Source organism: Mycobacterium simiae (genome assembly GCF_008370645.1).
Taxonomy (GTDB): Bacteria; Actinomycetota; Actinomycetes; order Mycobacteriales; family Mycobacteriaceae; genus Mycobacterium; species Mycobacterium simiae_A.
Window position 1 is genome coordinate 1 of sequence record NZ_VTZN01000186.1, and the last position, 9,021, is coordinate 9,021.

Sequence of the window (9,021 nt, forward strand, 5' to 3'; positions counted from 1 at the left end):
GTGTTGACCCCGAGCAACGCACCCGCGACCTCGAGATCGCGGATTTCAGCAAGATGGACGAGATCCGGGCGAGGGTAGATGAGATCGTGGCGGACCGTGCCACTGCGGAAGCGCTCAAACCTTGGTACGGCTACTTCTGCAAGCGGCCGTGCTTTCACGACGAATATCTGCAGACGTTCAACCGCGACAATGTCACACTGGTCGACACTGGAGGTCGCGGAGTAGAGCGCATCACCGAATCAGGGGTGGTCGTGGACGGAGTGACCCATGAGCTCGACTGCTTGATTTTCGCGACGGGTTTTGAGGTCGGCACTGACTACTGCAGGCGCACCGGGTTCGAGCTGACCGGCCGAAAAGGCGTCACGCTCACCGAAAGCTGGCGTAACGGGGTGCGCACCTTCCACGGTTTATGCACCAACGGCTTTCCGAACTGCTTCATCCAAAGTATCGCCCAGGCCGGGCTAACGGTGAATTTTCCTTATTTGCTTGACATTCAGGCGATCCATACCGCGTGGATCATCGCCTGGGCGCTGGAGCGCGGCGTCACCGAATTCGAGGCTTCACCCAGTGCCGAAGCCGCCTGGGTCGACACAGTTTTGCAGCGTTCAACCGCGAGCGTTGAGCGGGCCCAGTCGTGTACGCCCGGCTACTACAACCGAGAAGGAAAGGCGGACGCAAAGACTCGGCAGGGCAGTTTCTTCTTTGGTGGGCCAACCGAGTACGCCGACATCTTGGAAGCGTGGCGCGCGAGCGGGAATATGGCCGGATTCCAAATCCGTGGTGCGGATTTCGGCCCATGATAACTCGTCGGCGGTACTTGAGCGGCAAGCTGCGAGCAGTGACACGGCGGCGCCGCCCGCCGAAGGTAGCGATCATCGGTGCCGGGTTCGGCGGGCTCGGCGCGGCGGTGGCCCTGCGTCGGGTCGGCATCGACGACATCGTGATCATTGAGGGTGACGACGGGGTAGGCGGCACCTGGCGGCGCAACACCTATCCCGGTGCCGCCTGCGATATCCAGAGTCACCTGTACTCGTTTTCGTTCGCACTCAACAAATCCTGGAGCCGCACCTATGCGCGGCAGCCGGAAATCTTGGCATATCTGGAGTCGGTTGTCGACGATTTCGATCTGCGGCGACACCTCATGCTGGGCACGAGGGTACGAGCCGCCCGCTGGAACGACGATAGCTGGCGGTGGAATTTGGACCTGGACCATGATGGCCAGGCCGCCGCATTGACAGCGGACGTCGTCGTCTGTGCTGTGGGATTGTTCGGGGCGCCGGAGCTGCCCGACATCGCAGGGCTGAAAGACTTCCGGGGCGACCTCATGCACACTGCTCAGTGGGATCACCGCATCGACCTGACCGGCAAGGACGTGGCCGTGATCGGTACCGGCGCCAGCGGGGTGCAGGTTGTTCCCGAACTAGCCAAGATCGTCGAACGCCTCACCGTGTTTCAGCGCACCCCGCCGTGGATGGTCCCAAAAGACGACCGTCCCTACAGCGCAACGGAATTGGCCCGCTTCGCGCGCAACCCGCTGGCCACGTGGCGTACCCGGTGGCAAATCTGGAAGTTCCAGCATGACAACACCGCGACCATGGCCGACGATCCAGTTGTCAACGTGCGCAGCCAGTTCGCCTCGTCATTCTTGGAGCGCACTGTGACCGACGAGGCGTTGCGGCGCGCGCTGACGCCCGACTATCCGTTTCGGTGCAAGCGAGTGTTGCTGGGTGACGATTACTACCGGGCGCTGCAAGAGGATAATGTGCATCTGGTCACCAGTCCGATCGATCGCATCACCAAGAGCTCCATCATCACTGAAGGCGGACAGGTCATCGACGCCGATGCGATTGTATTGGCAACCGGTTTTGAGACGTCGCGGTATTTGTCGGGCATCGAGGTTGTGGGGGCTGGGGGCGAGGGCCTGCACGAGCGCTGGGGGGCTGACCCCAGCGCCTATCTGGGCGTGGCGGTGCCAGGCTTCCCAAACTTTTTCATGCTTTACGGTCCCAACACCAACCAGGGCGGCAACTCGATCGTCTATATCCTGGAAGCCGGCGCCCGCCTGGTGGCCAGCGCGGCAACCCGGCTGGCACGTCGTGGGGGATACCTCGACGTGCGTCCCGAGGCTGAAAAGCGCTATAACGATCAGCTTTTCTCCGACTTACAGCGATCCATCTGGACTCAGTGCGACAGCTATTTCCGCTCACCCACCGGCCGGATCGTTACCCAGTGGCCTTACACCGAGCTGGAGTACGCCCGCCGCACCTGGCGGTTACGTCCGCGCGATTGGGTGCACCGTATCGGCGCGCCGCTGCCGAGACGACAGGACCTCGTCAATGCTAGATCGAATCGTTTGCCGGCCCGGTCACATTAGGTTCGCGAATGCGGATGCTCACCCCAGGTCGAAATCGATGACCCCGCGGATAAGTTGGCCGGCGACTAAATCGGCGTAGGCATCGTTGATGTCCGCCAGCGCGTAGCGCTTGGTGATCATTTCGTCGAGGAGTAGTTGCCCGGACCCGTACAGCGTGGCCAGCAGTGGAATAGCACTTCTGGGATTGCAGGTGCCAAACACAGTGCCCGACAACGTCTTATTCATCAAGATGAAGTCTTGCAGCGCGATGTCGATCGAATGTGTCTGCGGCGCCGGCAGGCCGGTGAGCACGCATGTGCCGCCCTTGCGGGTAAGCTTCAGTGCCGCGTCGACGTCGGCCGCTGCGATCATCGCGGGTGCGACGACGACCGCGTCGGCCATGACACCACGGGTCAAGTCGCGCACCAGCTCTGTTGCCTCCAGCGCCGACGCCGCCGTGTGGGTGGCGCCGAACGTCGGTGCGGAAACGCGCTTGAACTCGATGGGATCGACCGCGATGATGCGGGCCGCGCCGCTGATCCGCGCGCCCTGGATGGCGGCGGTGCCGATCCCGCCAGCGCCGATGACAACCACGGTGTCGCCGCCGCGCACGTTGGCCTGGCGCGCTGCCGAGCCGTATCCGGTGGGAGCCGCGCATGCCAGCAGTGCGGCGGGCATCAGCGGGAAGCTTGGATCGATCTTGACCAGGGAATCGGCGGAGACCACGGTGTGCTCGGCAAACGCTCCAATCTTGGATACGTGGCCCAGGTTTCGGCCGTCAGCACTGTGATGGCGAAACGTGCCGTCGGTCGGCATGCCAGGCGCAAGCGTCCCAGATCCCTTGTCGCACAGGTATTCCATGCCCGAGGCGCACCATCGGCATTGGCCGCACACCGCGACAAACGACGTCACGACATGATCGCCGGGGGTGAAGCGGTTTACCCCCGCGCCGACGCTCATCACGATGCCGGAGCCTTCGTGCCCGCCGATGGTCGGCGACATCTCGGGTAGTCCCAAAGACTGCAAGGTGGCCGCGGGAGGCGCTAGCCGCCCCTGACGAATGTGCTCGTCGGAGTGGCATAGTCCGGTGGCGACCAGCCGTAGGAGAACCTCTCCAGCTCGCGGCGGATCGAGGTCAAACTCTTCAACAGTCCAGGGACGCCCGTACTCGTAGAGGATGGCCGCGCGGCTTCTCATCCATCCTCGCCCTCTGGTCTGGCCAGTGCAGCGGCGCTACCGGCAACCGGTTTCAGAGTCCCTCGCCGGGCATACTATCAATTGATTGATTAGTTGGTCGAAAACTTGAGCGCCGCCACGGCCGCGCGCCTATATCATCAACCGATTGATTACCGGGTGGAGGGACGACGATGTCGCACGTGTTCGCGGTTCCGCAGGTGTTGTCCGCGGCCACGACGGACTTGGCCGCTATCGCCGCCACGGTGAGCGACGCGAACGCCGCGGCGGTACTGCCGACCACGCGACTTCTAGCTGCTGCAGCGGATGAGGTGTCGGCGGCGGTGGCGGCGCTGTTTGCCGGTGACGCCAGGGAGTATCAGGCGCTGAGCGTGCGGATGGCCGCCTGGCAGCAGAGATTCGTGGAGTCGTTGGCGGCCAGTGCCGAGTCGTACGCGGCCGCCGAGCTGGCCAACGCGAACCCGTTGGCGCAGGCAGCGCTCAATGTGATCAATGCGCCCGCATTGACGCTAGTGGGCCGACCGCTGATCGGTGACGGGGCCGACGGTGCGCCGGCAACCGGGCAAGATGGCGGGCCCGGCGGCTTGTGGTACGGCAACGGCGGCAACGGCGGGTCTGGCGGTGTCGGCCAGGGCGGGGGCAATGGTGGAAGCGCTGGCTTGATCGGCAATGGTGGCGCGGGCGGGCAGGGAGGCGCCAGCGCAGATGCTGCCAGACCCGCGCCGCCGGGTGGTCGTGGCGGCAACGGCGGGCTGTTGTTCGGTAATGGCGGCACCGGCGGGCACGGAGGCCCCGGCGCCATCGGCGGCGCCGGAGGTGCCGGGGGCAACGCCGGGTTACTCGGCGACGGCGGTAACGGCGGCACCGGTGGTTCCGGCCGAAGCCCAGGCCCCGGAGGGGCGGGCGGCGCCGGTGGACAAGCCGCCGGTGATGATGGCGCCGCGGGCGCGCCGGGCGCCAAGGTCAACGAACCGACAGATCCGGGCGGGCCTCCCGAGCAGAACGCGGTTGATGCGGCCCGGAATGGTGACATTTCTTCGTCCAACGGTGCGACCATCGCGAACAGCGATCTCGAGGAGATCTCCGGCATTGACGCCGGCATCGAAAACCCGAATGTGTATTGGGTGCATAACGATTCAGGAGATACGGCCCGTATCTTTGCGATCGATGCGAAGACTGGACAAACGCTGGCGACCTACCAACTCAGTGGTGCCACAGCCCGAGACTGGGAGGACATCGAAGTCGCCAGGGGGCCTGATGGCAAGTCGTATCTCTATGTCGGCGATATCGGCGACAACGGTCTGTCCCGCAGCGACGTCGTCATCTACCGTGTCCCTGAACCGACCGTCACGGGCACCGCGGCCAACCCAACGAATGACACGCTCACCGGAGTCCAAAAGCTGCGTCTGGCTTACCCGAATGGCGAGAAAATCAACTCGGAGTCACTGGCAGTTGACCCGGTCACTCACAAACTGATGGTCATCGAAAAAACTAGCGGCGCTGTCTCGCGGGTGTTTTCGACATCTGACAGCGGGTGGGGCGGTGCCACGACCTGGCAGCACGTCGCAACGCTGGACATGGCACACGCCGACTCAAGATTGGTCACCAGTGCTGACTTCGCATCCGACGGGTCCCAGCTGGCGGTGCGGACCTACCGCGACGTGCTGCTGTGGAACCGCGTTACGGGCAGTAGCGCCTGGGCGCCGTTCGGGCAGCAAGTCGTCGCCGGGCCGGTGGTTCAGGGCGAGTCTCAGGGTGAGGCGATCGCCTTTCATCCCGACGGCGCAGGTTATGTCACGGTGAGTGAGGGATCGGGACAAACCCTGCACAATTTCGACGCACGGTGAGGTTGTTGCCGGTCAGCGGGCGGGTCCGGGGCCGGTGAGCGCGCCCTCTTGCATGGCTCGCTGCCTGCCCTGAATGATCGGCTGGTGGCCAAGCGTGAACATCCTGGGGTCAACCGTTGGGAGCTGATCGCGTGTGCGGTGAGCGGACATGCCAGCTACGCACCCGACGACGCGGCACTGGCAGAACGGCTCAGCGCCAACACGAAGCTCGGCGAAGTATGGCGCTGTCTGCGCTGCGGCGACTTCACGCTCGGCGAGCCGCGTGGACGCGGCCATCCTGAGGATGCACCGCTGATTATGCGGGGAAAGGCGCTTCGCCAGGCCGTCATTGTTCGTGCGCTCGGCGTCGAACGCCTGCTGCGGGCGATGGTGTTGGCGCTCGCTGCCTGGGCGGTCTGGGAGTTCCGCGGGGCCCGCGGCGCCATTCAAGCGACGCTCGATCGCGATCTACCGGTATTCCGTGCGGCTGGGTTCAAGGTCGATCAAATGGCCGCGATACACGAACTGGAGAAGGCGCTAGCCGCCAAACCATCCACCCTGGCGTTGATAACTTTCCTACTGGCCGCCTATGCCGTGCTGCAGGTTATCGAAGGAATCGGCCTGTGGATGCTGAAACGTTGGGGCGAGTACTTCGCCGTGGTGGCCACCTCGGTCTTTTTGCCGCTGGAGATTTATGACCTGACAAAGGGAATCACCATGACCCGCATGGTGACTTTCACTATCAACGTGGCTGCCGTGCTCTACCTGTTGATTTCCAAGCGATTGTTCGGCTTGCGCGGTGGCCGCAAGGCCTATGACGAAGAACGGCACGGCGACCAGCTGCTCGACCTCGAGCGCGCGGCTATGGCGGTATGATCCGCCGCTCCCGCGTACCGGTGAGTTAGCCACGCGGAGCTGGGCATATCGCGGCCAGCAGTAAACGGAGGTCGGTATGGGCACCTATGCAGTCACCGGATCGGCGTCTGGGATGGGTAACGCGACCGCGGCCCGGCTTCGCAGTGAGGGGCACGCGGTCATTGGTGTCGATATCAGAAACGCCGATGTCGTCGCCGACCTAGCGACAGCGCGCGGACGCGCGCAGGCTGCTGAGGCCGTACTTGCGGCCTGCGGTAACCGGCTCGACGGTGCTGTGCTGGCCGCTGGTCTAGGGCCCGGGCCGGGCCGCGACCGTCCGCGCTTGATTGCGCAGGTGAATTACTTCGGAGTTGTCGACCTACTCACAGCATGGCGGCCGGCGCTGGCCGCTGCCGGGAACGCCAAGGTCGTCGTCATTTCCAGCAACTCCACGACAACGGTTCCGGTGGTGCCCGCCAGGACTGTGCGGGCCTTCCTGGCGCACGACCCCGATAAGGCGGTCCGCTCGGTGCGGCCATACGGCAGGGCAGCGCCGACGATGGCATATGCCGCGTCGAAAATCGCTGTGAGTCGCTGGATTCGACGCCAAGCAGTGTTGCCGGAGTGGGCTGGATCCGGTGTACGCCTGAATGCGCTGGCGCCGGGGGCCATTATGACGCCATTGCTGCAAGAGCAGCTGTCGACGCCCGCCCAGGCGAAAGCTGTTCGGTCTTTCCCCATCCCAGTTGGTGGTTTCGGAGACGTGCGACATATGGCAGACTGGATCTGCTTCATGTTGTCGGACTCAGCTGACTTCCTCTGCGGCAGTGTCATTTTCATTGACGGCGGATCCGACGCATACTTCCGCGCCGACGACTGGCCAAAGGCGGTCCCGGCCCGTCGCCTGATCGGCTACCTCAAACGATTCCGGAGTGGGCCGCATGCACAATCGGGTGGTTATCCCCGGGTGCGGTAGGCAGCGTGTGCCAGACGCTCGACGGAGCGGCGACGGTTGAGGAGTGGACATGTATGTGTTGCCGGGTAACCCGTTGTGACGATCGGCGTCATCTGCGCGATCCCGCGCGAGCTGTCGTATCTGCTGGCGTTGATGTCCGAGGCTGAGCACCAGGAGATTGCGCGGATCACTTTCGATACCGGCCTGCTCGACGCCCGTCGGGTCGTCCTCGCTGCGACCGGCATGGGCAAAGTCAACACAGCACTGGTCGCGACCTTGCTCGCCGACCGCTTCGGTTGCAGCGCTATCGTTTTCACCGGAGTCGCCGGTGGACTCGATCCCGGCTTACAGATCGGCGACGTCATCATCGCCGACCGGGTGGTGCAACACGATTTTGGTCTAGTCGAGGGCGAGCGGCTGCAGCCATACCAGCCTGGCCATATTCCCTTCATCAAACCCACTGAACGCCTCGGCTATTCGGTAGATCCTGCACTGATGGATCGTATCCGGCGCCGCCTCGACAACTTTGGGCTCTCACCGTTATCGACTGCCGCAGGAGGCAGTGGCCGGCGGCCGCATATCAGCTATGGCACGATCTTGACCGGCGATCAGTATCTGCATTGCGAGCGCACCCGGGAGCGGCTCTACAACGAGTTCGGCGGCCGCGCAATCGAAATGGAGGGCGGCGCGCTGGCTCAGGTTTGCGAATCTTTCGCCATTCCTTGGCTGGTCATCCGTGCGCTATCGGACTTGGCCGGTTGCGATTCCGGGTTGGACTTCAATCGGTTCGTCAGTGAAGTCGCAACCAGCTCCGCCCAGATCGTGCTGCGCGTGCTGCCCGTGCTGGATTGACGTCGACATGCTGACGATCGTGGAGTTTTGACCTTAGCCTGCTCGGCCGTTGAGGCCGGCCGCACCGGTGAGGACCTGGAGGGCACCGGTAGGGTCAGCCAATGGCTCTTCCGCCACCGGAAAACGACCGCGCCGCCATCATCACCGGGGCTTCGTCGGGTATCGGTGCGGAGTTCGCGCGGATCCTTGCCGAGCGTGGCTATCAGATAGCGTTGGTCGCCCGTAGCGTCGAACGTCTGGAAGCCCTGGCGCAAAGGCTGGGCCCGCAAGCCCATCCGCTGCCGCAGATCTGTCACAGCGCGACGACCGGGCTGCTTTGGCGGACCGCATTGCCGCACTCGGCCTGATTCCCGACGTACTGATCAACAACGCCGGGTTATCAACGCTCGGCCGGGTGGCGAAATCGGTTCCAGAGCAAGAGCTTAACTTGGTCGAAGTCGATGTGGCTGCAATCGTCGACTTGTGCAGCAGGTTCTTGCCGGGAATGGTCGAACGTCATCGTGGCGCAGTGCTCAACGTGGCGTCGGTGGCCGCGTTCGGCCCGTTGCCCGGACAAGCCGCCTATGGCGCGGCCAAGGCGTTCGTGCTGTCCTACACTCATAGCCTGCGTGGCGAGTTGCGTGGTACCGGAGTCTCTGCAACGGCGCTCTGCCCGGGGCCGGTGGATACCGCGTTCGGCGATGCGGCCGGGTTCACCAAAGAAGAAGCCGAGAACACGCTGCCGCAGATCATGTGGCAATCTGCCGCCCAGGTGGCGCAGGCGGGAATCGATGGTTTGGCGGCCGGCAAGGCCGTTGTGGTCCCGGGTCGGGTCAATCGCGTCGCGGCGGCCATTTTCCGGGTGATGCCACCCGAGTGGATGCTGCCGCTACTGGCACGCAACCACCCCGCCATGAAACGCGGCTGAGCTTGCCTCAACGGGATAGTCCTTCCGTCTGGCAGATTGCCGGCGCCTTTTCGGTCATGAAGGTGGCCTGGCACCCGGC

Annotated in this window: 6 protein-coding genes and 2 pseudogenes; 7 read left to right on the forward strand and 1 reads right to left on the reverse strand. The window is 64.0% G+C overall.

Annotated features, from left to right (window positions below; genetic code table 11):
* Both F0Q45_RS21890 and F0Q45_RS21895 read left to right on the forward strand, forming a co-directional pair.
* Positions 1-800, forward strand: a pseudogene (locus F0Q45_RS21890) (monooxygenase); the annotation flags it as partial.
* Positions 797-2,374 (forward strand): flavin-containing monooxygenase, encoded by a 1,578-nt coding sequence (locus F0Q45_RS21895; RefSeq protein WP_149655925.1) that lies wholly within the window; start codon positions 797-799, stop codon positions 2,372-2,374. The pseudogene F0Q45_RS21890 and the gene F0Q45_RS21895, both read left to right, overlap by 4 nt.
* An 18-nt stretch (positions 2,375-2,392) precedes the next feature.
* Here F0Q45_RS21895 and F0Q45_RS21900 read toward each other — a convergent pair whose 3' ends face one another.
* The gene (locus F0Q45_RS21900) at positions 2,393-3,550 is read right to left on the reverse strand and encodes a Zn-dependent alcohol dehydrogenase (protein WP_149655926.1); all 1,158 of its coding nucleotides are present in this window, start codon (positions 3,548-3,550) and stop codon (positions 2,393-2,395) included.
* 170 nt (positions 3,551-3,720) lie between these two features.
* Between F0Q45_RS21900 and F0Q45_RS21905 the strand changes: the two genes are divergently transcribed.
* From F0Q45_RS21905 to F0Q45_RS21925, 5 genes and pseudogenes are all read left to right on the forward strand, one after another.
* Positions 3,721-5,394, forward strand: a complete 1,674-nt coding sequence (locus F0Q45_RS21905) for a PE domain-containing protein (protein ID WP_149655927.1) — start codon at positions 3,721-3,723, stop codon at positions 5,392-5,394.
* Positions 5,395-5,478: 84 nt separating this feature from the next.
* Positions 5,479-6,249, forward strand: coding sequence for a DUF2127 domain-containing protein (locus F0Q45_RS21910; RefSeq protein ID WP_149655928.1), 771 nt, complete (start codon positions 5,479-5,481; stop codon positions 6,247-6,249).
* A gap of 76 nt (positions 6,250-6,325) precedes the next feature.
* Positions 6,326-7,204: an SDR family oxidoreductase gene (locus F0Q45_RS21915; protein WP_149655929.1), complete on the forward strand. Its 879-nt coding sequence runs from the start codon at positions 6,326-6,328 to the stop codon at positions 7,202-7,204.
* 75 nt (positions 7,205-7,279) lie between these two features.
* The gene (locus F0Q45_RS21920; RefSeq protein ID WP_149655930.1) at positions 7,280-8,035 is read left to right on the forward strand and encodes a 5'-methylthioadenosine/adenosylhomocysteine nucleosidase; all 756 of its coding nucleotides are present in this window, start codon (positions 7,280-7,282) and stop codon (positions 8,033-8,035) included.
* A gap of 101 nt (positions 8,036-8,136) precedes the next feature.
* Positions 8,137-8,942: pseudogene (locus F0Q45_RS21925) on the forward strand (SDR family NAD(P)-dependent oxidoreductase).
* Positions 8,943-9,021: the final 79 nt, after the last annotated feature.

Bases quoted from the DNA above. Each gene is read 5' to 3' on its own strand.
- F0Q45_RS21895 (WP_149655925.1), top strand. From the start codon at position 797: ATGATAACTCGTCGGCGGTACTTGAGCGGCAAGCTGCGAGCAGTGACA.
- F0Q45_RS21900 (WP_149655926.1), bottom strand. From the start codon at position 3,550: ATGAGAAGCCGCGCGGCCATCCTCTACGAGTACGGGCGTCCCTGGACT.
- F0Q45_RS21905 (WP_149655927.1), top strand. From the start codon at position 3,721: ATGTCGCACGTGTTCGCGGTTCCGCAGGTGTTGTCCGCGGCCACGACG.
- F0Q45_RS21915 (WP_149655929.1), top strand. From the start codon at position 6,326: ATGGGCACCTATGCAGTCACCGGATCGGCGTCTGGGATGGGTAACGCG.